Annotated in this window: 22 protein-coding genes; 17 read left to right on the top strand and 5 right to left on the bottom strand. The window is 54.8% G+C overall.

Features of this window, described 5'->3' with window-relative positions:
- Nucleotides 1–233 precede the first annotated feature (233 nt).
- The 8 genes from AC1Q6I_RS18885 to AC1Q6I_RS18850 all read left to right on the top strand — a co-directional run bounded on the left by AC1Q6I_RS18885 (nt 234) and on the right by AC1Q6I_RS18850 (nt 8,843).
- Complete coding sequence (locus AC1Q6I_RS18885; protein ID WP_008437331.1) at nt 234–959, top strand: PFL_4669 family integrating conjugative element protein; 726 nt, start codon at nt 234–236, stop codon at nt 957–959.
- A 5-nt stretch (nt 960–964) separates the two neighbouring features.
- Nucleotides 965–1,504: a DUF3158 family protein gene (locus AC1Q6I_RS18880; RefSeq protein ID WP_008437334.1), complete on the top strand. Its 540-nt coding sequence runs from the start codon at nt 965–967 to the stop codon at nt 1,502–1,504.
- 15 nt (nt 1,505–1,519) lie between these two features.
- Complete coding sequence (locus AC1Q6I_RS18875) at nt 1,520–1,984, top strand: single-stranded DNA-binding protein (RefSeq protein WP_008437336.1); 465 nt, start codon at nt 1,520–1,522, stop codon at nt 1,982–1,984.
- Between the two features lie 110 nt (nt 1,985–2,094).
- Nucleotides 2,095–2,520 carry a hypothetical protein gene (locus tag AC1Q6I_RS18870; RefSeq protein ID WP_008437339.1) on the top strand — a complete coding sequence of 142 codons (426 nt, stop codon included), beginning with the start codon at nt 2,095–2,097 and terminating at the stop codon, nt 2,518–2,520.
- Between the two features lie 178 nt (nt 2,521–2,698).
- Nucleotides 2,699–2,896: a CrpP family ICE-associated protein gene (locus tag AC1Q6I_RS18865; protein ID WP_073845721.1), complete on the top strand. Its 198-nt coding sequence runs from the start codon at nt 2,699–2,701 to the stop codon at nt 2,894–2,896.
- A 99-nt stretch (nt 2,897–2,995) separates the two neighbouring features.
- Nucleotides 2,996–4,900: a type I DNA topoisomerase gene (gene topA, locus AC1Q6I_RS18860; RefSeq protein WP_008437341.1), complete on the top strand. Its 1,905-nt coding sequence runs from the start codon at nt 2,996–2,998 to the stop codon at nt 4,898–4,900.
- Between the two features lie 110 nt (nt 4,901–5,010).
- Nucleotides 5,011–6,891 carry a hypothetical protein gene (locus AC1Q6I_RS18855; RefSeq protein ID WP_019818088.1) on the top strand — a complete coding sequence of 627 codons (1,881 nt, stop codon included), beginning with the start codon at nt 5,011–5,013 and terminating at the stop codon, nt 6,889–6,891.
- A complete protein-coding gene (locus AC1Q6I_RS18850) occupies nt 6,888–8,843 on the top strand; it encodes a DEAD/DEAH box helicase (RefSeq protein ID WP_024073377.1) in 1,956 nt (651 codons plus the stop codon). The genes AC1Q6I_RS18855 and AC1Q6I_RS18850 overlap by 4 nt, the downstream gene beginning before the upstream one ends.
- Before the next feature lie 255 nt (nt 8,844–9,098).
- Here AC1Q6I_RS18850 and AC1Q6I_RS18845 read toward each other — a convergent pair whose 3' ends face one another.
- The 5 genes from AC1Q6I_RS18845 to AC1Q6I_RS18825 are packed head-to-tail and all read right to left on the bottom strand — an operon-like array spanning nt 9,099 to nt 12,543.
- Entirely contained in the window at nt 9,099–9,647 is a 549-nt protein-coding gene (locus AC1Q6I_RS18845; protein WP_008437347.1) for an arsinothricin resistance N-acetyltransferase ArsN1 family B, read from the bottom strand.
- A gap of 19 nt (nt 9,648–9,666) precedes the next feature.
- The gene (gene arsH / locus AC1Q6I_RS18840; protein WP_008437348.1) at nt 9,667–10,401 is read right to left on the bottom strand and encodes an arsenical resistance protein ArsH; all 735 of its coding nucleotides are present in this window, start codon (nt 10,399–10,401) and stop codon (nt 9,667–9,669) included.
- Nucleotides 10,401–10,871, bottom strand: a complete 471-nt coding sequence (locus AC1Q6I_RS18835; protein ID WP_008437349.1) for an arsenate reductase ArsC — start codon at nt 10,869–10,871, stop codon at nt 10,401–10,403. Before AC1Q6I_RS18835 ends, arsH begins: the two co-directional genes overlap by 1 nt.
- Nucleotides 10,872–10,880: 9 nt before the next feature.
- Nucleotides 10,881–12,170 (bottom strand): arsenic transporter, encoded by a 1,290-nt coding sequence (locus AC1Q6I_RS18830; protein WP_008437350.1) that lies wholly within the window; start codon nt 12,168–12,170, stop codon nt 10,881–10,883.
- Between the two features lie 22 nt (nt 12,171–12,192).
- Nucleotides 12,193–12,543 (bottom strand): metalloregulator ArsR/SmtB family transcription factor, encoded by a 351-nt coding sequence (locus AC1Q6I_RS18825; protein WP_008437351.1) that lies wholly within the window; start codon nt 12,541–12,543, stop codon nt 12,193–12,195.
- A 456-nt stretch (nt 12,544–12,999) separates the two neighbouring features.
- Here AC1Q6I_RS18825 and pilL2 point away from each other — a divergent pair, with 456 nt between their 5' ends.
- From pilL2 to pilV, 9 genes are read left to right on the top strand one after another with little or no spacing between them, the layout of a single operon-like run.
- Nucleotides 13,000–14,157: a PFGI-1 class ICE element type IV pilus protein PilL2 gene (gene pilL2, locus AC1Q6I_RS18820; RefSeq protein ID WP_019818090.1), complete on the top strand. Its 1,158-nt coding sequence runs from the start codon at nt 13,000–13,002 to the stop codon at nt 14,155–14,157.
- On the top strand, nt 14,157–15,971 hold the full coding sequence (gene pilN, locus AC1Q6I_RS18815) for a PilN family type IVB pilus formation outer membrane protein (protein ID WP_019818091.1): 1,815 nt from the start codon (nt 14,157–14,159) through the stop codon (nt 15,969–15,971). Before pilL2 ends, pilN begins: the two co-directional genes overlap by 1 nt.
- Before the next feature lie 3 nt (nt 15,972–15,974).
- Nucleotides 15,975–17,306 (top strand): type 4b pilus protein PilO2, encoded by a 1,332-nt coding sequence (pilO2, locus tag AC1Q6I_RS18810; RefSeq protein WP_024073376.1) that lies wholly within the window; start codon nt 15,975–15,977, stop codon nt 17,304–17,306.
- Nucleotides 17,296–17,868, top strand: a complete 573-nt coding sequence (pilP, locus tag AC1Q6I_RS18805) for a type IV pilus biogenesis protein PilP (RefSeq protein WP_008437355.1) — start codon at nt 17,296–17,298, stop codon at nt 17,866–17,868. Before pilO2 ends, pilP begins: the two co-directional genes overlap by 11 nt.
- 12 nt (nt 17,869–17,880) lie before the next feature.
- Complete coding sequence (locus tag AC1Q6I_RS18800; RefSeq protein ID WP_019818093.1) at nt 17,881–19,440, top strand: GspE/PulE family protein; 1,560 nt, start codon at nt 17,881–17,883, stop codon at nt 19,438–19,440.
- Nucleotides 19,430–20,569, top strand: coding sequence for a type II secretion system F family protein (locus tag AC1Q6I_RS18795; RefSeq protein ID WP_102624201.1), 1,140 nt, complete (start codon nt 19,430–19,432; stop codon nt 20,567–20,569). The genes AC1Q6I_RS18800 and AC1Q6I_RS18795 overlap by 11 nt, the downstream gene beginning before the upstream one ends.
- 25 nt (nt 20,570–20,594) lie before the next feature.
- Nucleotides 20,595–21,110, top strand: a complete 516-nt coding sequence (locus AC1Q6I_RS18790) for a type 4 pilus major pilin (RefSeq protein ID WP_019818095.1) — start codon at nt 20,595–20,597, stop codon at nt 21,108–21,110.
- A 10-nt stretch (nt 21,111–21,120) separates the two neighbouring features.
- Nucleotides 21,121–22,062 (top strand): ATPase, T2SS/T4P/T4SS family, encoded by a 942-nt coding sequence (locus AC1Q6I_RS18785; RefSeq protein WP_008437359.1) that lies wholly within the window; start codon nt 21,121–21,123, stop codon nt 22,060–22,062.
- On the top strand, nt 22,052–23,368 hold the full coding sequence (pilV, locus tag AC1Q6I_RS18780) for a shufflon system plasmid conjugative transfer pilus tip adhesin PilV (protein ID WP_019818096.1): 1,317 nt from the start codon (nt 22,052–22,054) through the stop codon (nt 23,366–23,368). Before AC1Q6I_RS18785 ends, pilV begins: the two co-directional genes overlap by 11 nt.
- Nucleotides 23,369–23,605: the final 237 nt, after the last annotated feature.

Raw genomic sequence — 23,605 nt, 5'->3', positions numbered from 1 at the left:
GGCATCCGTGCCGGCGACATGGCAAGTGTTGTGGCCCACAACACCCTGACAGCATCCGGCACCGGAGGTGGCCGCCACGCAAGGGATTCGGTCCGCACCGGCGAGTTTCAGCTCTTCCTATATAGAAGCCTCAACAAATCCCCTTCCATCGGGCTACGTATTTAATGCTGCGTCTCCTATAGCCAAATTGCAGCATGGGTACGTCAATCCTCTTCCCAAGGAAACACTGCACCATGGCTGATAACTTCCGGCTCAACATCGGTTCACTGCGCAGCGATGTGAAGCTCACCCTTCACACTCACCACGCCGCTCGTATATGGATGGGGCGCCCTAAAAATGACCTCAAAGCCGGCATCATTGGTCTGTCAGGGTTCTGCACTGTCGTCAATCGAATGTCTCGAGGCGCCCAACAGGATGATCCCTACTCTGACTGGTGGATGATCCTCCTCGAGGAAAAGATCAACGATTCCAAGGAAGCGTTAAAGACCATCGAAGATCGCCTGGACACAGCCATGGCCTCTCTTCCACCGGCCATCAGCATTAGCGAAAACCTCTCGATCCAGCCTGTCAGCCTCCCGCTGTACATCTCCAATCCCCTGGGATTTCAGGCTGTGTACCTGCTGACGAACTACGACGAAATTGTCAGACGCATTCTGTTGGCCCAGCACGTTGGCCTTGTCGGGCGCCACGATATGGAAACCTGGATCGACGAAGGCGCAGCGGTACTGCGGAGACTGTTTGGTCTGGCCCAGATCTATAAGTACTCAGGCGCTGCCCGCGACGACTTCGCTGCAAACAATGCCAAGGCTGAAGCAGCCCGCAAAATGTACGAGCGGTACGGTGAGCTGCCACAAGACATCCTGGAAGGCACCCGCCGTTCGAATTTCGCGCCACCGATCATCCGCGGTCAGCAGCAAACCGAGACGGATGATCATCTCGATGACCCCGTTGAGGGTTAAAGAGCATGGGCCAGATTCCCTCCAATGATGGGTCGCTGCAACAGACCGCCTTCCGGCCACTGCAACAGGAAGCCTTTCAGCGACTGCAACAGGCTGCCTCACTAAAGGGCCTTTTAAAGCCTTTTAAAGGTAAGGGGGAGCTGACCCAATTTGCCGATCTTTGCCGAGCTCAAGAATCGGACTTAAAAGCTCTTGCCCAGGAAGTGCTGAGCCAGGCCCGCCGATATCCATTCACCCTAGTTCCAGTGCGGTTGACTGAGCAGAACACCCAAGCCGGCACCCAGTTTTTGAGATGGCAGCAGGTGACAGATCGGCGGATGGGCGTAGGGGTTTGGGCAGAAATGATGGGCTCACCCAGAACACCGGAATCCATGCTGCAGGATCTTTACGTGATGGAGCTGCAGCGCATCACCTTGAATATGCAAATGAGTTTGCTGCACTCGATCACCAAACAGGCCGCCGAGTGCGCAGAAAAAATGGGCCAGGCAGAGGCCGTGTATACCGCTCGCCTGCAGCAGCTCAACAACCCAACGCAACACCAATAACCTCGGAGAATACTCATGGGCACGCCCGTACAAGGCTGGGAAGGCAATATCGGTTCTGCACCGGAATTCAAAGAATTCCCCAACGGCAATAAAGACCCACGTCGACTCATGCGAGCCAACGTTTACTTCGACAATTCGATTCCGGATGGCAAAGGCGGCTACGAAGATCGTGGCGGTTTTTGGGCGAATGTGGAGTGGTGGCACAAGGACGCCGAGCATTATTCGCAACTGTTCCAGAAAGGTATGCGAGTGCTGGTTTCCGGTCGCGCCGTTATGGACCGTTGGAAGAACGACGATGGCGAATTCGAAGCTTTGAAAATCCAGGCCAGCCGGGTCGGCATGCTGCCACACCGCGTGACCATGGTGAATCTGGCGCCTTCGCAAAACCAGAATTCGCAACAGTCCAACAGACCCGAATCGCGGCCGCAGCCAGCTCCAGGCCCGGATGAATATCCAGATACCGATCCACCGCAATTCTGAAAACAGGGGCTTAATTTTTCGGCCCATTCGTGTAGCTGTCGGTGTTGGGGGAAACAGCTCATCGTTTCCCCCGACCTCATTAGAGAACCACTACAAATTAGGACGTGCCGATGGATGAAGTTTTGAGGGACCCAACAGGGTACGTTGTCATTGGCGCAGAGCACCCAGCTTTAGGCCGTGTTTACTGGGCTTACTTTGATGAAAGCGAGGTGAATGCTCCGGACTACTACGGGCTCACCCTGGACATAAACCGAGCATCATGGGCTCCAGTTGGGTGGCGAACGGGAGAGTATCTGATGGGGGGCCGTGGAGAGACAGACCTTGATACCTGGCAAGCCCGCCGATTTATCAACACCTTGCTCGATGAATACCGCTTAGATACTGAATACCGCGTCGACTTTGACGACGACGACGAAATGACTGAACACTTATACGGCAAGCTGGAACAACTACGTGTTCAAAGCGGACAATCCACTCAGGACTTCATCGCGTGGATCAGAGTTGCGAACTGGACGGACGAGCCAGCTTCGAATTGACATCAAACCGCCAATTGGTTGGCAAAAAATCGCGCCATTCGTTAACTTTCAGGTTGAGTCACACTTCCATTCGGCTATCTCAAGCACAGAAGTTTAAAACTTCCGTTTTTGATGCAAAAAAATGCGCTATTCGTGATGTTACTGTCTGATAGATCTGTTCTTCGGGGACCGATAGCCAATGGCGCAATCTCGAACTTCTTTGAAACCAGCAGATAGGCGGCAATTCAATAACCCCCATACTGCCGTTCAAATAGCCGGTGCTGACGCCGCCCGAAAAGGGCTACGGGTGTATGACTGCCCTTACCACCATCCTGCGATGCGCGCGTCGTGGCTAAAGGGCTTTGCCCAGGAACAGCAGCTGACGCTGGACCTCTAGCCGCTAAAAGCCTCCCGTTGTGCATTGACCATTTCCCATTGAAGCCTTACCTGCCATGACGTGACAGTCCCGCTCTGCATAATTGAGAAGGGGCACACCGTGAAGCTATTGATCATCGAGGCACCTGGGAAGCTGAAAAAGCTTCAGCCAATGATGAAGAAACTGCGCCCAGGCGAACACTGGTTGGTTGTCGCCAGTGGTGGGCACATACGTGACTTGCCCGCCAGAGGGCAGGACGACAGCATGATCACCACAGGCGTCCGCAAAAATTACACACCGGTGTACGAGATCCTGGATAAGAGCGCCAAGGCCGTGCGGACCATCAAGGCCGCAGCTAAACAGGCCGATGAAATCTACCTCGCAACCGATCCGGATCGCGAAGGTGAAAGCATCAGCTGGCACATCCAGCAGGTACTGGCGGTCAAATCCTACAAACGCATCACCTTCAATGAAATCACCCTGAAGCGTGTCGCAGAGGCTCTAGCCAATCCTCGCCAAATCGATTTGAACAGAGTCGCGTCACAAGAATGCCGGCGTGTACTTGATCGTTTGGTGGGTTACCTGGTGACTCAGGAGCTACGCCGACTGATGGGCAAGCCCACCTCTGCAGGCCGCGTGCAATCGCCTGCCGTATACCTGGTGGTTTTGCGCGAGCGCGAGATCCGCAACTTTCAGGTAATCAACCACTTCGGTGTGCGTCTGAACTTTGTGGATATGAATCAGGGCACCACCTGGTATGCAGACTGGCAACCGGTACCGGATTTCGCGAGCAAAGACTTTCCTTACGTTCAAGATGCCAACCTGGCCCGACTCGTCGCCGGCACACGTAATGTCGTCGTCGAGTCCTGTGAAGACCGCAAGGCCGAGCGCCACCCACCCGCGCCCTTCATCTCTTCCACCCTTCAACAAGCAGCCAGCAACGCCTTGAAATGGGACCCGGACAAGACCATGCAAGTCGCCCAGCGATTGTATGAACAAGGCGTGATCACCTACCACAGGACGGATAATCCCAACGTACCAGACGAGGCCATGGAGGATATTAGAACCGTAGCTAGATCTATCGGATTGAAGACCGTCGACGAGCGACGTACATTCAAGGCCGCCGAAGGCGCGCAGGAAGGCCACCCCGCTATTACCCCGACGCATTGGGCTGATACAAAAGCTGGTGAGAACGACGAGGAACTCGCCCTGTACAAGTTGATTTGGGTCCGGGCGCTGGCCAGCCAGATCGAAGCGGCGGTATTCGACGTGCGTGCTGTAAAACTGCTCGCGGTTGGCCCAAATGGTAAGGCTTTGCGATTCAATGCAACTGGTGAAACCCTTTTTCATCCTGGGTGGCGGAAACTGCTCAAGGGCGATGACACAGACGATGAGGAAGATGGAGCAGCGAGCAACCCAGTTCCTGCACTCACACCAAAACAGATCATCTCTGTGCACAACGGAGAACTGCTGAAGAAGAAAACTCAGCCGCCATCCCGCTACACCAAGGCCAGTCTAATCAAAGAAATGGAGCGCCGCGGTATTGGTCGTCCCAGCACGTTCGCCTCGATCTTGAAGAACATCACCAGCAAAGGAATGATTGAGGAAAAAAGCCGCAAGCTGGTACCGGCGCCGCTGGGGGAGGAAACAATCGCGAAGCTGGAAGGGTTCTACAGTTTCGTGGAGCTCGATTTTACGAGGGAGCTGGAGCGGGATTTGGACAAAGTCGCCCAGGGCCAAGACACCTATGGAGCTGTCGTTGCGCGTCTGCATAGACGCCTGGAAGAGGAACTGTCTCAGCAACGTGGAATGCCGAGTGTGCCGATGGCGTCCGCTCCACGCCCAGCCACAGCAGGTGGCGCTTTCAACTGTCCCAAGTGCAATCAACCCCTCGCAAGGCGACAAAAAAAAGGGGGCGGTGGCTATGACTTTTGGGGTTGCACAGGCTTCAAATCGAATGGATGCAAGGTGAGTTTTCCAAACTTGAATGGCAAACCAGATCTCAATAAACCCAGAGGGGTGTGACTTCTGCCATTGCCGATATAAATCACCGACAACGCCGTTACGCATTAACCCTAGAAGCCCACCATTCCTATACCTGACAGTCCTCTGCGAAATTGCAGAGGAGGTCATGGGTGAGCGTACAGAAGAGACAATCGGTGGTGGGGCTGCGCATCTTAGCGCCGAAGCTGGAGAAGTTCTCAGACCGGCAAATTGAAGTCGCCCAGACCTGGGCTTTACAATTTAACGTACCGCCCTCCCAGCTGACCTCCTTCATCGATACCTATCTGAGTTCCACTGTCCATACTCGTTGCTGGTGCGTAGCCCTGCCCTCTACAGATGATCAAACACGGCGGCTCCTGGCCAGAATCGGCGATCACCTCCAGTACTTCGATGGTCATCAGGTTAAGGCCTGCAAAATCTTCAGCAAGGACCGCGTGCATAAGAGAAAACCCACCGCAATGGTGGCCCAGCAGCTACTGCTCAGGTTTGAAAAACGCTGGTATGCAGACGTCCTACTGACCTCCTTCTGCAAGTCTGCTGGAGAGAGGGCGAAAGCCCTTTCGATTGAAGATCTAGGAAGCTTTAATCGCCGCGGCTTCGATTGGACGGCGAGCAACAATCGGTACTTCAATCCCCGCACCCGATTTTACCTGAAGCAGATTGGCAGCACGCTGAAGCAGTTTTGCCAGTGTCTGGACCAAGAGCTTTTATTCGCCATTCGTTCAGCGCAATGTCCCTCACCCAAGCTCTATAACTGGCTGGCTCAAGGTGACCGAAAACGCCGCCTTCAGGCCCTAAAAGCCCAGCCAGTACTGATTCCACTTCTGGTACTAGCAGATCAATGGCCGTGGCCGTGGGATGGGCAGCAGCAGGTATACATGAACTGCCCATGGGATGAACTTCAGGCGTGGCGCCCATACTGGAGTGAGGACCGTTATTTGATTTCCGCTGAAGAGTGCCTGGTAGGTCGCATAGCCGACGCGGGCCTCCCCCTTTCCGACACACTGGCTTGGCTGCTACAGGCGCCGCGCGCTGCAGTGCGCTACCTGGGTCAACAGCGGGTATTCGATACCGGCAGTGCATTGACCCGTATCAGCCGCGAGGGGCCACAAGGACCCTGGCATCGACTGCTGCTGGGAGCCTCACTGGGCAATCGCCGTCCTCTTAAAAAAGCGCACTGGATCACTCTCTTCGCGCTGCTGGATAAAATCCCGTATCAACTGCTGGATCAAACGCAGGACTGGAACAGGCTGCTGTCAGGGTGTCCAACTGATTGGTCGGACGACAATTGGTCCAAAATCGCCGACGACTTTCGAGACCTGAACGAGCTCTTTAACAACGTTGATGAGAGCGACGGACCAGCTTCTGGTGAAGCACTGCAGAAACTCAAAAGCTTCATTGCTACTGCTTCCTATCACCAGATCGCCAGCTTGGTGAATGGCTTTCACCTCGCGTTGATAGACATCCGTGAGGCTTTAGATGCAGTAGATCCACAAACAAGAACAGACTCTTTAACGCCCTGGAAGCCGCTGCTTTATTCAACCAGCACACCCCTCGTGAGTCCAAATGGGCTGCAAATTATCGAACTGAAGTGCCCCGCCGATCTTGATGCGGAACATCGAGCGCTGGGCCATTGCATTGATGGTTACGACTACAGTGCTTATCGGGGCATCTGCCGTCTTTTTTCGGTTCGCGAAAACGGGAAATCGTTGGCCTCTGCAGAAATCCAAATGGATGAAAGTGCCTGGGGCGAAACGTTAGCAAAATTGACTCCCAAACACCTGGTGACGATACAACTGAGAGGGCTCCGCAATCGCACACCTAAGTCGGGCTCCAGGGTTGACCGGGCCTATCAATGGTTTTGGGCAAAGATCAAATCGGGTGAGCTCGCCATTAACCTGGAATGGCCCGACCAAACACTATCCATGTCGCGCTATACAAATCGAAACCGGAAAAAAATGCATGCCCAGGCCTGTGCGGAATGGATCAACCAACGATTGAGCAGGACATGAGTCGTCCACGTCTGATGAACCGCCGGCAGGACCTGGTCGAAAAAGTCATTTTTGACGGCTATGACTTCGGGGTCTTAATGCAATACGTTGAGGGTGCGAACCGGCTGTTTCTCGAACGTAATGGTTTCTATATTCGGCGTGCCGAGCATCCTCAACATCGCTATTGGCGATTACCAAAAGGCAAGTTGCTGGATGACCTGGATGTGCTCTTCCACCGTTTGATGGAGTTGTCCGAGGACCGTTTCAATGAAAGTTGGGAGACGTTTTCACATAAAATCACAGCCGCACAAAACGACCCAGATCGGCAGGCATTCACGTGGGGGCTGACCTTTCGGATAGCTCCACTCGTTCAGGGCGGGATCCTGCTGTCAGGTGACTACCATCCTGGCGCGGTCGCCGTTTCAAGGCGCATGCACGGCGTGTTTCTCGGGCATTCCAAGTCCTGGCGCATTGACGCTGGTGCGGAAGTGGTGCGAAGCAACTTGATCCTGGAGCTTGGATTGTCGGAGGATCAGTTCGAAATCCTCGACACCGTGCAAGAGCTGCTGACCGACGGATCCGTTGTTCCAGCTGATGAAATCACCCGCATCAGTCTTGGTGGACCGCCACAAGAGCGCGCAGCAAAAGCGGCTGACGATAGCACCTCAACCGATGTGTATTTAGCCGCGGTGCCCTCAATCGAGCGCACCGGGTCCACTACCGAACAGATTAACCAGGCATTGGCTGGTTATTCTTTACTGGACCATCAACCGGCAGGCATCCGGCACTTGCTACAGCGCACAAGCGCCTTGCTTGCGGATGACATGGGGCTTGGTAAAACTCGCCAAGCAATCATTGCCGCTGCAATCCGAGCAGCTAATAGACCCATCTTGGTTATCACCCTGTCGACGTTGATCATCAACTGGCAACGCGAAATCCAGATGGTGTATCCCAAGGCCACTATCGGCCAACAGGTCTTTGATCCCTCTTCGCAATGGATTATCACCAACTACGAACGCCTTGGCGATTTTGTTCTGCATGCAGGACACTTTGAAGTGATGATCATCGACGAGGCGCACCGCCTGAAAGAGCCGACCGCCGCGTGGACACGTCACGGCTTCGACATTGCCGCCAAGATACCCAACCGTTACCTGCTGACGGGTACGCCAGTCCTCAACCGAGAATCTGAGCTGCACACGCTGCTACGGCTATCCGGCCACCCCGTTGGGAAACTGCCCTTGAAAGAATTCTGCGAACAGTTCGCCGGCAGTCAGGATTTCCGCATGAATCTGCGGGGCGCAATCGGCGATTGGATGCTCCGTCGACGCAAGGATGTCTTGCCCGGTCTCAAGGGCAAACAGCGCCAAACTTTACCCATCGAACTCACTGCTGAAGAGCGCAAGCAATACGATCAAATTCGGCTCGAAGACAGGCCTAGCCTCGCCAGGTTGGGATCACTGCGTCAGTTGCTTGAGCAGGTAAAGATTCGTGTCGTAATGGATCTGCTGTGCGAACTGGACGCGGAGGACAAAGTAATCTTGTTCTGTGAGTTCAAGGATACGGTAGGAACACTTCGCACTCGGTGCAAGCAAGCTGAGTACGGGTGCGTCACGGTTGTCGGCAGTGACTCTGTAGGCAAACGGCAGAAGGCGATCGATCAATTCCAAAGTGATCCAGAAACCCGCGTCTTTGCCGCCACTACCTCCGCTGCCGGCACCGGCAACAACCTCACTGCGGCCAACTATGTGATGTTCCTGGGCCTCCCCTGGACGCCTGGACTGCAGGACCAGGCTGAGGACAGGGCCTACCGCAATGGGCAATTGCGCATGGTCGTGGTGAAAATCCCGCTGGTGGAAAACACAATCGACCAGATGCTTTGGCAAATGCTGCAGGATAAGCGTCAGTTGGCAAGTGACCTCATTGAGCCCGACGCGGCCGGCAACGCGAGACAAGCATTGGCGACCAATTTGTAGATCTGCGGTATATCACTGCTTCTTAGTGGCTGAGACCTTGTAAACGTACTTGGAACCATTACTTTTGTTTTCTGGAATCTAATAGGCCTCCCCATCGGCAACAATAGTTTCGTTCGATATCTGCAAACTTCCGAAAGTGGCAAATCTATTTCGATTTTACCCACTTTGCTCGTATTCATTTCGAGGAGTCGAACATAATTGACTTTGTTACGTATTAGAATCTTCCCATCGCTCATAATGGCCGTCGAGACCCATTCAGAAGAGACTGATCTCACTGAAAGGCACGGACAGTTTTGGCGGACTCGTTGAATCCAGCGCGATACGCCAATATCCAACATCATGCCAAGCGCCATGCTTGAATCCTACTTCTGGATACGTACCGATGTGAGCGAAGCCTAGTGCTTCATGCAGCCCCACGCTGCCATCGTTTGGCAGCGCGATCCCGGCAAAGGCTGCGTGAAACCCTTGCCTTTTCAATGTCGGCAGCAACACGCCATACAGTGCCCGGCCGACCCCGCTACGGTGCGCTTCTGGCGATATATAAACGGTGACGTCGACCGACCAGCGATAGGCCTCACGAGCCCGGTGCTGACTGGCATATGCATAGCCGATGAGCTGGCCGTCTCGCTCCGCTACCAGATACGGGTAAGTCGGCAAAGTCGACCCAATCCGCTTGGCCATCTCTTCGACTGTGGGCGGCTCAAGCTCAAACGAAATCGCCGTATGCTCAACCATCGGTGCGTAAATTGCCTGGATGGCTTGAGCGTCCGAAATCTGCGCAATCCTTACTGTGGTGTTGCTCATCCTCTATCCCCTTGGTCGCTCAAATCGATCTTTGATTGACTCGTTTCGAGAGTGCTTCGGCGCTTTCCTTGCGCTCCGAATAGCGGTCTACCAAATACGTTTCCCGGCCCCGAACCATCAGCGTGAACTTCATCAGTTCCTCCATCACGTCCACAACACGGTCGTAGTAGGCGGATGGCTTCATACGCCCTGCGTCGTCGAACTCCAGAAAGGCTTTGGGTACTGACGACTGGTTTGGGATGGTGATCATCCGCATCCAGCGCCCGAGGATCCTAAGCTGGTTTACCGTGTTGAAGGACTGTGATCCACCGCAGACCTGCATGACGGCCAACGTCTTGCCCTGGCTGGGGCGGACAGCGCCCAACGTGAGAGGTATCCAGTCTATTTGGGCTTTGAATACAGCAGACATTGCACCGTGACGCTCTGGCGAACACCACACCTGTCCCTCTGACCACAGAACCAGATCCCGCAGCTCTTTAACCTTTGGATGGTCTTCCGGAGCGTCATCAGGGAGAGGCAGACCCGAGGGATCAAAGATGACGGTCTCGGCTCCCATTAGGGTCAGGATGCGCGCGGCCTCTTGGGTCAGCAGCCTGCTGAAAGAGCGCTCACGGGTTGAGCCATACAGCAACAAGATGCGTGGTTTGTGAGTCGGTTGCTCGTTGCCTTGCAGGCGATCCAGTGTGACGAAGTCGATTAGCGACTGATCCAGATTAGGTAGATCCAGGCTGCTTTCCGAGGAAAATTCGTCCATTACAGTTCACCTATTTGATCTAGCTCGCGCTTCAGTTCCTGCGGTGTGAGCGCCGAATGATCCAAGCTGAAGAATGCCTCGAAACGCTTTTTAATCTGGACGACGGTCGCGTCAAATGCGGCTTGGATGTCGCTGTCTGTGCCTTCTACATCGGAAGGGTCGGCGAGGCCCCAGTGGCTTTTGACAGCAGGCCCGAAATAGACCGGGCAGGGTTCGCCTCCAGCCTTATCACACACGGTGATCACCACATCCGGTGGTGAGTCCGAAAACACCTCTGAGCCTTTGCTGTAGAGATCTGTGGTGTCGATACCAAGCGCTTGCAACGTACTCACGGCGCGTGGATTCAGTTGTCCGCTTGGGAAGCTGCCCGAACTGACGGCGTTAAAACCGCTCGGGGCCAGGTGGTTGAACAACCCCTCCGAGAGAACGCTCCGGCAGCTGTTTGCCGTACACATAAATAGCACTTTCATGGGTTTCTCCTAGACAGGGATGCTCAGCCGCGACGCCAGTGCCACCAGCGTTACCAGCAAGATAGGGAGGGTGAGGATGCTGCCGACTTTGAAGTAGTAACCCCAGGTGATGCGGATATTTTTCTGCGCTAGCACATGCAGCCACAGCAACGTGGCCAGGCTTCCGATGGGCGTGATCTTGGGGCCAAGATCGCAACCGATGACGTTGGCGTAGATCATGGCCTCACGTACCAGTCCTGTAGCGTCGCTGCCCTGAATGGACAGAGCGCCGATAAGCACACTCGGCATGTTGTTCATGATCGAGGACAACAGCGCAGCGGTGATACCGGTGCCCAAGGTAGCGGCCCATAGGCCATGCTCGGCAAATATGTTCAGCAGCCCCGAGAGCGAGTCGGTTAGGCCAGCATTACGCAGGCCATAGACCACCAGATACATGCCCAGCGAAAACACGACAATTTGCCAGGGCGCGTCCTTGATGACCCTTCTCGTGGAGATGATTTGGCCTTTACCTGCGATGACCAGCAGGATCATTGCACACGCAGCAGCAACAGCGCTGATGGGGATACCTAACGGCTCCAGTGCGAACAGACCAACCAGCAGCAGGCCAAGTACCCACCAGCCAGCAATGAAGGTCGCCCGATCTCGAATCACCGACTCCGGGGCCTCAAGCTGATCCGCGTCGTACTGGGCGGGAATGTCCTTGCGATAGAACATCCAGAGCATGAACAGTGTCGCGGCCACGGCCACTAGGTTCACTGGCCACATGACAGAAGCGTATTCACCGAAACCCACGCCAAAAAAGTCTGCCGAAACGATGTTCACCAGGTTGGACACCACCATCGGCAGACTGGCGGTATCAGCGATGAAGCCTGCGGCCATCACGAATGCCAAGGTGGATGCCGGGCTGAAGCGAAGCGCCGTCAGCATCGCGATGACGATTGGGGTCAGAATCAGTGCGGCTCCATCATTGGCGAACAGTGCCGAAACGGCTGCACCGAGCAGGATCATCAGCGCAAACAGACGTCCGCCTTTGCCCCGACCCCAGCGAGCGACATGAAGCGCCGCCCATTTGAAGAATCCCGCTTCATCGAGCAACAAACTGATGATGATCACAGCAATGAAGGTCGCGGTAGCGTTCCAGACGATGTGCCACACAACCGGCACATCCCCTAGACTTACGGCGCCAGTCAGTAGTGCCAGAACGGCACCCGCTGCCGCGCTCCAGCCGACACCTAACCCCTTGGGTTGCCAGATAACAAAGACGAGCGTAACTACGAAAATCGATGCTGCGATGAGCATGAGTATGTTCCAGATCAGGATGTCAGCAGCAGGAGGCTTGGCGCACGGGTCTGTCTTCCATGGAAGCCAGCCGTCCTTGATGGTCGTTAACCCAGGACTGGTGTGCCTGCGTAGTGACGTTCAGAACATCCAGTGCCCACTGTTCAAGCTCGGGATGCAGCCGGTAGTAAACCCACTGACCCTGCCTCCGATCTGCGAGTAACCCGCAAGCACGCAGTTGGGCAAGATGCCTGGAGACCTTCGACTGGTTATCGTCCAGTGCCCAGATTAACTCGCACACGCACAACTCACCCTCAGCCGAAAGCATGAGCATGATCCGGGCGCGAGTTTCATCACCCAAGCACTTGAAGAATGTGTGTGGTGTAAGGCTCATAAGCAATCGCTCTGCATATGTGGATAATCGAATATGCAGATTTAACCACGTTCAGCCTGCTTGCACAAATGCCTGTGGCGGGAGTTAACGATGGGGATCAATGCTCACCGGTCGACCACAGGGTAACGACCAGGAGGGATTAACAATCGCCTCAGCACGCGGACGGAGATTTGATGTTCGAATGGATGTTCGCTGAACGCGATTTTGGATTCATTACTCTAGGCGTAATGGCAGGATAGCTGGTCAGGTCGAATGCAATTGAGTGGTCAGCGTGAATGCAAATGAATGCTCAGCGTGAATGGAAATGGGTGATCAGATACTAGGTAATTTTCCACCTCGGTCGCGTCATCTTTGTATAGCCTATAAATACCTATAGACGTAGTTTTCTATTTCCTACTGCGCAGCTGGTACCAGCCTGTCACCGTTCCCCTATCATTACAGGGGGCCTCTCGGCACATGATCAGGCACGTCACCACGCTCTCGCTTCTAGCGTTAATCGCCAGTTGCACGACCCAAACGGCGCAGACACCCAAGCCCGCTTTCGACAGCAGTCGCAATCCGGACATGTTGACGCCAGACCTCTATCCTGGCGGCGCCGTTCCTGAAAAAGAACCAGTAGTGCGCTATGGCCGCTACACCCTCGTCAGCACGCTGCCAGATTCTGGCCAACGTGACCTGATGGCTCAGATTATCGACATCAGCATTCCAGCCAACATGCACCCAAATGTGCATGAGGCCATGCAGTACGTGGTGGACCGTTCAGGTTATACGCTTTGCTCGGCAGACTCTGGCCACGTCAACATCCTTTACACCCGACCACTCCCAGCAGCCCAATATAAACTTGGCCCTATGACCCTGCGTAACACCCTGCAGGTGCTCGCAGGTCCGGCCTGGCAGGTGAAGGTCGACGAGGTCAACCGTCAGGTGTGCTACGTCCTGCGCCCTGGCTACCAGCTCCCGGACTCTCCACGTCCTGCATCAACTCAGATTGCTCAACTCAACACATCGACAGCTGCACAGCCTATCGCAGCGAAGAGCAATAACAATGATGCGGGCAGCCAAGTAGTAGTCGCCGCCGTTCCCCAAACAGCGCCTTTCACAACAACGGCATCAGCCGCTACCCCTGTGGCGAACGCTGCACCAGCCAAAACCGTGGCCCCTCCTACGGTGATTACCAAGGATGGCTCTACAAAACAAACGTCTGCCTTGCCGACTCAGAGTCCGGCCTCGACTTCGTCCAGCAACCCAGATGCCAAGGCCGCTTCAACTCCGAAACTGGTCACCGCGCCGTCCGCAGTTTCTGCAGCGCCAAAGCCGGTTGCGACGGACATTGCAGCGCCGAAGCCGCTGGCCCAGACATGGACGGCTTCAACTGGCTCAACCCTTCGTCAAACCGTCGAAGGCTGGGCTGAAAAAGCGGGCTGGAAACTGATGTGGCAGGTCGATGATTTGGATTACTCAATTGACGCTCCACTTCGATTTGAGGGCAGTTTCCAAGAAGCCATTGGGTCGATTTTCCCTCTCTACGACTCGGCTCCACGGTCCTTTCTGGTCGATGTGGTCGACAGTAACTCCTCACAGCGGCTGATTTTTATTACAGAGAGGAACAAATGATGACTGCTCGTCTCTGGATCAAAAGCACAGCCTTGTCACTTATCGTCGCACTGGTGAGTTCCTGTTCGCTGCAGCGTGTGAATGAATCGGCCAGCCGAGCTGAAAATGACGCTGCGACAGCCTCTCAATACAGCCGATTTCTGAGAAATCAGCAGCAAGAGTCCGCGCGCGCTACGGTGGTGTTCAGCGACAAACCATGGGTGTCCAAAAAACCGCTGGTCGCCAAGCGTGGTTTACCGCTGACCATGGATTGCGACATCACCTATCGCCCCTCATATAACGTTGGGATCGCTGAGATCGCGCAGTACATCACTAGTGAATGTGGTGTACCGGTCATCGTAGCCCCTGACGCAATCGACCCAAGTGTCCTTTCCAGTTCGACGCAGGGCAACTCAGGACCTGCAGTTCCACCTGGTTTGGGCTCTGCCGACAACCTGACCAACTTCATGCCCGCCGGCGTCATCGGCAATGTTCCGAGCAACGCCCGCTCAATGAATTCGATTGGGCTGACTGCACCCAACACATTCCCCATTAAGTACAGCGGCAAGCTGTCAGGGTTGTTGAATCAAGCGACCTCCCAGTTGGGCTTAGCGTGGAATTATTCCTCCGATGATCGAAGCGTGCATGTCACTTACTTCGACACCAAGACGTTCGACGTCTGGGCATTTGGTGATGACCAGGTCATTGAAAGCACAGTGAAGTCGGGCTTGCTGACCGCTACAGGCAGCGGGAGCAGTTCCGGTGGTGGTGGCGGCGGATCTTCGTCGACAGGTGCATCGGGTGAATCAGGCAGCAACCAGAGCACCACCGTTACCATCAAGACCTCGCTGATCGGAGACATTGAAAAAAACGTCAAGGCGATGCTGAGCCAACAGCCCCAAGGTCGGATGTTCCTCTCGCGTTCCACTGGCACCCTGACGGTAAGTGATCGACCAGAAGTACTCTCAAACGTTGCTAAATACCTGAATTCGATCAACAGCAGTATCACCCGTCAGGTGTTGTTCAACGTCAAAGTTTTCGAGGTAACTCTCACCGACACAGACCAGACCGGCCTGGACTGGACGGCTGTCTATACGTCCTTGAGCAACAAATGGGGCTTTTCGCTGAAGAATGCCACCACCGGCATAAGCACGGGCGCGGTGTCGGGCTCGTTGAGTATTTTGGACACGTCGAAGTCTCCTTGGGCTGGCTCCAACTTAATCATCAAAGCACTTTCCGAACAGGGCCGAATCTCGAACGTTCGCTCGCCGTCGGTCACCACGCTGAATCTGCAGCCGGCACCCATCCAGATCGGCAACGTAAAGAGCTATGTCGCATCAAGCTCGACAACCACTACGGCTTCCGTTGGATCGTCTACTTCGCTCACCCCCGCGACTATCACCAGCGGCTTCAACATGATGTTGCTCCCTCGAATCATCGACCAGGACAACATGTTGCTGATGATCACCCTGAGCATGAGTAGCAAACCGACCTTCACCACTTTTACGAGCAACGGCTCCAGTGTCCAGACAGCGGATTACGACACCAAGAATCTGTCGCCCAAGGTCAAATTGCGCAGCGGTCAAACCCTCGTACTGACTGGTTTTGAGGAGAACAGCGAAAACGCAACCAAGTCTGGCGTAGGGGATCCTGGATTCTTCGGTTTGGGCGGCAGCCGTGTCCGCACCACAGGGCACAGCGTACTCGTAGTGCTGATTACTCCTGTTGTTGATAGCGACACAGGCAGCCCCAGCGCGGTGATTTCACCTGCTGCCAACGAGCCTTGGGGCTCTTGCCCTACCCCACTGCTGCATTGCACAGGTTCCAAGGGGTAAGCCATGGTTGCGGAAACCTCAAAAAATGCACGCTCTGCTCGAGTCCAGGTACTCCAGTATCGTGGAAAATCATTTGTCACCGGTCTGCGCTGGCATCCGCTGGGTAGTGTCACCGGGCACATGAAGGAAGCGCGCCAGTACGGTCGTGAGCACCACCTCGACATTGTCGCCATTAGAAGAACACCAGCCATTATTCAGGCAGGTTTTGTAGCGCGCAGCGAGGAGGTCATCAAAGGGATGTACTCGCTCGCGGCCACCCTGGCTGGACAGCTGGGGGACTCATGGATCGCGGCCTGGAAAACTGAAAGCGAGATTGACCAATATGCCCTCGTTGCTGTGTATCAAGGTGGCGTGATCTCTGGCTGCGACATGATCGGCACTGGTGCTGAGGTCCGCCGCCGAGTCGCGCAACAACGCAGTCGTGGGATCAACTTCGACAACGAGTACCTGCCCCCAGAGTTCGATATGGGCGGTCAACCACTGGACGTGGCAGAGCTGCTTCAGCCGTCGCATCTAAAACGCGAGTACCGGCTACGGCCACTCGTCTTTGGGCTATCCAAACCAGAACTTGTACAGCTGGCGGTTCTTGGCGTGCTGATCGCTGCCGGCATCATCGGATGGGCTCAATGGCAGAACCATCAGGACCAGATAGCCAAAGAGGCGGCTTTCCAGGCTGAACAGCAACGCCTGGCAGAGTTGGCCAGACTGCAAAAAGAATCCGGTATGGAACAGACGCCCCAAGCGCTTGAACACCCTTGGGCCAAACGTCCATCTGTTGCAGATTTCCTGGAGGGTTGCAGCAACGTCATTTATCAGTTGCCTCTGTCCATTCAGGGATGGCAGTTCACGAGTGCCGTCTGCGACGGCGCACAGGTTTTGTCCTCCTATAAGCGCTCGGGCAATAGCACGGCCGACAAACTGATACAGGCGACGCAGGGCCACTTTTCTGATCGGCCGGCCTTCTTTGACGAGGGCAACTCGGCCACGTTGAAATTCGACATCTCTCTACCCGCAGCCGGTGATGAGCCTCTAAAAGACGCCATCGTGATGTTGGCGAACCTGTCGTCTTGGCTGCACAGCTTCACTCAAACCCCAGTGCTGAAAGAAGTGCCGGTCGTTGTGCCCATTCAACCAGCGATACCGGGCCAACCTGCGCCACCGCCGCCCCCACCGCCTCAATGGAAGCAATTCGAGCTGAGCTATGCCACTGGCATTACGCCGCTGGACTCATTATCCGGCGCACCCAGTCAGGGCTTACGGCTGCGCGAAATCACAACCAAATATGAGACCGGCCACCTTGTCTGGTCAGTAATAGGTGACCTATATGCGAAATAAAGCGCTGTGCTTTTTGTGCTCCATCCTTGCGTTAGGGGCACCATCGAGCTGGGCAGATGAGAACACCCTATCTGGGGTGAACGTCGGCGAGCTGGCCCAGATTCAAAGCCAGACGATCTTGTTGAATGCCAAAGCCGAGAAGGCCAAGGCCGAAAGATCGATCAAGGGCGAAGACCAAAGTGCGACGACGCAGCCGTCAACTGTGTTTTTTTCTCAAGGAAACCTCACACAGCCGGCTGCAGCCTCGGCGCACAGCAGTGATACACAGTCTGACTTGCCTGTCGTGAAAGCGGTATTCGGCTCAGCAAAACGGCTGCGTGCGACTCTGCTCTACAGCAGCGGATTTGAAGTAGACGCAGATGCCTCATCTCGGGAGTTACCCGGTGGCTATCGCATGGCCATCCTCTCCGTCGAAAACGTGACCCTCGAGCGTGGCGGTAAGCGCTACCCCCTCGGCTTTTCCAGTACGCCCCCGGCCAGCTTGAGCAACGTTAACAATTCAGCCCCCAGCATTACCCCATCAGCACCTATGCCGCCTGGGCTGATCCCTGGCCAACGTTGATTGAGAAGTTCGATGACGATCCTGACTGAAAAACCAGATGTCATAGAGCCTGACAGTGATGAGTCTGCTGCAGTCCTACTGACGTCGCACCAAATACTGCTGACGGCCCCTGGTGGACCGTTTGAGCTGAAACCCGAGCTGCGTCAACTATGTGCGTTGACCAGCGATGGGATTTTGTATGTGTCAGCCCAACACCAAACGGATGCCTATGTCATGGCATTCGAGGACCAGCTGGAACACGAAAATCACCACTTTGAGGTCAAGGTCTGCTCGATGAGCACAATCAAGGCACTCTACCGCGCCAATGATGATGCAAATGGTAAAGCACTATCGGCGACTGAGACGAAGCGCCAGGCCCAGGTGGTGCAGCTTTTAGGAGAAGCCCACCGGCGCAATGCCAGCGACGTCCACTTTGTCGTAGGTCACGATATCACTCGAATCTTCTTTCGCATCCACGGGCTCTTGTGGGAGGCAGAACAGCACCAGAGCCAGGTGGGCATGGAGCTCTGCTCGTCCCTCTACAACAGCATGTGCGATGTCGCGAAAGACCACTACCAGCCGCAGGTGAGCCAGGACGCCAGGGTAAAACGCGCCTATGTCGACCAACTCGGTTTGTTCGGTGCCCGAGTCGCCACTCGGCCGCTCGTAGATGGCCCTCTGATGGTTTTGCGTCTGCTGTATGACGACAAAACCAAAATGACGCTTAGTGATCTCGGTTTCCTGACGCAGCAAATTGATGCATTCAGCCGCATCCGCAGCTTGCCTTATGGGGTGAACCTGATCACTGGACCCACCGGTTCCGGCAAATCGAAGTCGCTGCAGGTAAACCTGAACCTCTTGCACGAAGAGTGCGGTGGAACAAAACACATTCTGACGATGGAAGATCCACCTGAATATCCACTTCTCGCCAATCAGTCACCGCTGGGCGCCGGTGAAACCTGGAATGACGGGATCACCAATTCCATGCGACTCGACCCTGACATTCTCATGTATGGGGAGATCCGGGACCTTGCATCAGCACAAGCGGCTTTCCGCGGCGGTATGACTGGTCACCTGGTGCTGACGACACTGCACACCAACAACGCTGTAGCAGCTCTTCAACGACTGATCGACATGGGTGTAGACCGACACCTGGTTACTGATCCTGCACTGATGACAAGCGTGGTCAATCAATCCCTCTTGCCCGTGCTGTGTTCCCACTGCCGCGTCCCCGCACGCGAGCATCTCGGGCAGCTCAACAGTGCGCTGGTGCAGCACTTGCGCGATTTGGAAGCGATTGATGAGACCTACCTCAAAGGACCGGGATGCCCGCATTGCAAAGGCTTGGGCATCACCGGTCGCACGGTGGTTGCGGAAACTTTGCTCACCGACCTTGAATTCATGCGCGTTTTCAATGGGCAGGGTGCAAGTGCGGCACGTCGCCACTGGGTCAAGGAAATGGGCGGTATTACCAAGACCGCACACACGATCATCAAACTGAAACAAGGATTAGTAGACCCCCGCCACGCCGAAATGACGGTGGGGCCGTTGGACTTTGACCGGCAAATCCTGGAGCTCGCTCATGCTGAGTGACGTCAGAGCGATGCTGAATCGTTGGGCAGAGACCTTCTATGCCAAGCAGTTTGGCAAAAACGAAAGAATCCAGTTCTACGAGAGCCTGATGGGCATCCTTGAGGATGGTGTGTCGCTTGAAGACGCACTGCACACGGTGGCCAGAGCATTCAGCGATAACGGGCAGAAGCTCCATCCAGTGTCCCTTGCCTGCAGGGATATCGCGCAATCGGTAAAAGGTGGGAAATCGCTGAGCATTTCCTGCGAAGGCTGGGTTCCCTATGACGAGAACTCTTTGATCGCTTCCGGGGAAGACACCGGCAACCTGGTGCAGGCATTTCGGGACTGCGTGAGGATCATCGAAGTACGTCAGCGGATCAGCAAACTCGTAGCGTCCGCCACCGTTTTCCCCTCCATGGTGTGGAGCGTCATGGCGGCGTTGCTGTATGTGATTGCAGTGTGGATGGTGCCCTCCATGACACGACGCTCCAACCCCGAGGCGTGGACCGGCGTGCCGGCCTTCCTCTATGCCCTATCGAATTTCGTGACCCACTACGGGCTAGTGACGCTGATAGCTGTAATCGTCTTTATCCTCATATCGATCATCACTCTACCCGTGTTTTGCGGCCTTCAGATTACGGCCGCCAGCCCTTCGTGGAAGCTGCAGTTGAACAAGCTGCTCCAGGTCCTGCGAGTCCGAGCAGAGAGGCTCCCGCCTTGGTCAGTCTACAAGGCGCTCCACGGATCGATCTTTCTGCTCAACATGGCTGTGATGCTGCGCTCCGGCATCAACCAACTAGATGCGCTGACCTCTCTTCAACGCAATGCCTCTCCATGGTTGAAAGAGCGCCTGAGCGCCATTCATTACGGAGTGAGCGCCGGCAAAAACTTCGGTACCGCATTGAAGCTTGCGGGTCATCAATTCCCAGACCTCATGGCGATGCATTTTCTGGAAGTGCTCGCCACCCGCAAAGGCTTCGCTGAGTCGATGGAACGGTTTTCCAACCGGTGGCTGGAGCAAACGCTTCAGCGCGTCGAAGCCATCGCCAAATCTCTTATCGGCATGTCCTCCATGGCCATGGGGGTCATGATGATTCTGGTAGTGGTCGGGATCTTCCAGTTGGCCGGCAATGTGACTGCAACGCTTTAAATCAAACCTAAATGAGGTACTGGAAATGCCAACAAACACTCAAAACAACCAACGCGGATTTCTCTCCCTGGACGGGATGTTCTGGTTGATGCTGATCGCGGTGGCACTTGGTTTCATCGTGTTCATGGGCTACAGAACGTTCGGCAGCTCGGACGTCACCATTGAACAGAGCAATCTCGGCACGTTGCTGAGCAATACCAAACGACTGAAAAGCACCACGGGCTACGCCACGGCAGGCACCAACTTGGCGCCTTCTTTGATCAACCTCGAGGCAACTGGCGGCATGAGCATCAACGGTAATGCCCTGTCCAACCGCTGGAACGGCGCAGTGACCGTAATGAGCAACGGCATGACCTTCACCATCACAGAATCCAACCTTCCGAAAAATGCCTGCATCACCCTTGCCTCGAACATGGCCAAGGACAAACAGACAACGACGGCGATCAATGGCGGCACTGCAATTGCCGGCGAAATCACTGCGGTGGCAGCTGCGACCAGCTGCTCCTCGGACGCCAATACCATCGCTTGGACTTCGTACTAAGGAACTCAGTGTGAGCGTGATCTCTGATGCTGAATTCGTCGACCTGTACCTCGGCGATGGATTTGCCGACGCCAAAGGTCTCCCTGGGCAGGCACGAAGGGTTGAAGCGCCCGCCGAATGGCGGGCAGACCTTGAGCGCTTACGGGCGCAGTGCGAGGAAAAGCACAAGGCAACCCAGGATCCAGAGTTCGCCCTAATTGAAGATGGCGTCGTCCTTCGTGTAACCCAGTTGCTGGATTTGAATGGCAAGCCTGTGTTTGTCGTAAGCAAATCCTCAGTCCAGATCCGTCCATTGGACATGCTGGGTCTGCCCGACTATCTGCAGGACGCGCTGATGAGCGACACGGTACGCGGCCTGATATTTATTTGTGGGGAAATGGGCACAGGGAAAACCTCAAGTGCTGCATCACTGGTGAAAGCACGTCTCGAGGCCTGGGGAGGCATTTGTGTGGCTGTAGAGGATCCTCCAGAACCATTTTTGAATGGCAGGCATGGGAGTGGGCGCTGCATTCAAGTTCCGGTCTCTCGCCGGATGGGGGGATACGAGGAAGCTTTGATCCTAGCGCTGCGCACAAGAGCCGATTTCCTGTTCGTGGGAGAAATTCGCGACAGCTCGACAGCAGCACAAGTAATTCAAGCCTCGATCAATGGCCATCTCATTATCAGCACAGGTCATGCCGGCAGCGTTACTCAAGGCATTGAACGTATATCAGCCCTGGCTCAGCCGTTACTCAATAACGCCCGAGAGCTGCTCTCCAAGGGGTTGGTGGCTGTTCTTCACCAGTCCTTATCAAGTGGCAACGAAGGAAGTCGTCGATTAACCCTGCAGAGCCTGCTTTTCACAGGCGATGACGGACCGGGCATCCGAGAGAAAGTCCATGCAGGAAAGATCACGATGCTCGATCACGACATCGCTCACCAATCATCAAGGAGTCTCTGGAATGACCAGTAGGATCAAGCAGCGGGGGTTCTTGAGCTTGGACATGGCGATCGGATTGGCCGTTTTCTCCGTTGTCGTCACTTTGGCGATCGCATGGCAAATCAAGCAGATGGATTCTCAGGACTATCGAATTGCGGCTGATCAACAGAGAACCATTTCAGAGGCATTGGCCAAATATCTGAAGGATAACTACAGCGTGGTGCTGGCCAACGCGGCAGCAACCGTACCGGTGCAAATAACCGTTCCGATGCTCGTCAACACCAACTACCTTCCTGCAGGTTATAGCCCCACTAACGCCTTTGGGCAGACCATTGTCGGCCTCGCCCGGAAACCCAACGCCAATCAACTGGAAGTGATTGTGGTTACTACAGGTGGGCAGACGATTCCTGAAATGGGTATTCGAACCATCGCTGAAAATCTCGGAGGACCTGGTGGGTTCATCTCTTCTGCCAATCCGAACATCGTCCAGGGCGTGCGGGGTGGATGGCAGGTAGCACTAAGTAACTATGCTATAGCTCCTGGCCCAGGACATACAGCTAGCGCACTTTTTCTTATGGATGGAGCGTTGGCTAATGACTATCTATATCGAAACGCAGTGCCCAATCATCCAGAATTCAACACGATGAATACTGATATCACGATGGGCAACCACAATATTAACAACGCAGGAAGTATCACAGCGTCAGGCAACATAACAGCTAACGCCGACATTACAGCTCGAAACGTTATCGCCACAGCCAATGTTAATGCCGCTACTGCAACCATTACCGGTGATACCAGCACAGGTGGTTGGTTCAGAACACGTGGTGACACAGGCTGGTACAGCGAAAAATGGGGAGGCGGGATTTATCAAAATAGCCCCAACTGGGTCCAAGTTTATAACGACAAAAACTTTTCAACCGGAGGTGAACTATGGGGTGGAAAGATAACCTCGACGGGCAAGATAACGGCCTATGATCGCATTCAGACAAATGAATATTTGTCCCTGGGAGGCATAGCTACCGAGGGGCAACAGTGCAGTGACCGAACCCTTCTTGCAAAAAGCGCCGCGGGAATAACGTTGTCCTGCGAACAAGGCTTATGGAAAAGACCAGGTGGGTGGGAATTCCAGCTGATCCAGGGCACCTGCCAGGCGCCTGCCAGAGGAAGTGTGACCTGCTCCCTTGGCGACACTACATGGAAGTCATGCTCTTTAACTGGCGCTTTTGGCATCGGGGATAGTGAGACTGGGTACATCTTCAGAAATGCAAGTGGATGGTTTCTCTCCACATCTCGACTTTCCTGGCCAGGTCTTTTCTATTGGAGCTGCTTCAAATAAAGCATCCATTTATAAAATTTCAAAAACGTTTTATAGTATGTTTATGGGGATTATTGCAGTGCAGACGCTTGAGAATAACGTTGAGTATAGTGCTGGAGAATTACAGACCTGGCTAAGCACCCGAAGCAGGATATGCTCAACTGTGCTATGGCGTCGCGCACTAGGGAAACTCTGAAAAAAACTTTCTGATTTGGCAAAATACCGCGACCCCACCCACCGAGTTTCCCGATGAAGCAG

This window comes from Pseudomonas sp. MPR-R2A5, assembly GCF_058793055.1.
Note: the sequence above shows the minus strand (reverse complement) of the source record. Positions and strands in the feature narration are given on the sequence as shown.